A 1,067-nucleotide genomic window follows, 5' to 3' on the forward strand; every position below is an offset into this window, starting at 1 on the left:
CCTCGGAGATGTTCTGGACGATCATGTCGACATTGATGTTGGCCTCGGCGAGCGGGCCGAAGATGCCGGCGGCAACGCCTGGACGGTCGCCGACGCGGCGCAGCGAAATCTGCGCCTCGTCCTTGGCGTAGGCTATTCCGGTGACGACCTGCTGTTCCACGATCTCTTCCTCGTCGCAAATAAGCGTTCCGGGCGGATTGAGCAAATCCCCCATTCCGGGCGCGTCGGGATCGTCGAAGGACGACCTCACGAAAGTACGCACCCTGTGCACCATGGCAAGCTCAACCGACCGCACCTGCAGCACCTTGGCGCCGAGCGAGGCCATTTCGAGCATTTCCTCGAACGAAATCTTGGCCAGCCTGCGGGCCTTCGGCTCGATGCGCGGGTCGGTCGTGTAGACGCCGTCGACGTCGGTGTAGATGTCGCAGCGGTCGGCCTTGACCGCGGCCGCGATCGCCACGGCACTTGTGTCGGAGCCGCCGCGACCGAGCGTTGCGATGCGGTTGTCGGGGCCGATGCCCTGGAAACCAGCGATGACCGCCACCTGGCCTTCGCCGAAGCGCTTGATCAGGAACGCGCCGTCGATATCGAGGATGCGCGCCGCGCCATGGGCGTTGTCGGTCTTGATCGGGATCTGCCAGCCCTGCCAGGAACGGGCGTGGACGCCCATGTTCTGCAGCGTGATCGCCAACAGGCCGGCGGTGACCTGCTCGCCGGAAGCGACGACGGCATCATATTCGCGCGCGTCGTGCATGGGCGAGGCCTCGCGCGTCCAGGCGACCAGCTCGTTGGTCTTGCCGGCCATGGCCGAAACCACGACGGCGACCTCATGGCCCGCATCGACCTCGCGTTTGACATGACGCGCCACATTGCGGATGCGGGCGATGTCGGCGACCGAGGTTCCGCCGAATTTCATCACGATGCGCGCCATGGAAGCGAGATGCCTTTGACTGGAGCCGGCTTGAGGCCGGAGCGGAAAGAAGCGCCCGGCAAGGCCGGGCCGCGGAAATCGCGGCCTCCTTAGCCAAAACATCAAGGCTTCGCAAGCGAGGGCGCAGGAGAAGAGC

Annotated in this window: 1 protein-coding gene; it reads right to left on the reverse strand. The window is 65.3% G+C overall.

Features of this window, described 5'->3' with window-relative positions:
- The coding region (locus EOA38_RS37510; protein ID WP_127301576.1) for an aspartate kinase at nt 1–931 on the reverse strand (931 nt) is incomplete at its 3' end.
- Between the last annotated feature and the right edge of the window lie 136 nt (nt 932–1,067).

The organism is Mesorhizobium sp. M1E.F.Ca.ET.041.01.1.1, from assembly GCF_003997355.1.
In the GTDB taxonomy this organism is placed as follows: domain Bacteria; phylum Pseudomonadota; class Alphaproteobacteria; order Rhizobiales; family Rhizobiaceae; genus Mesorhizobium.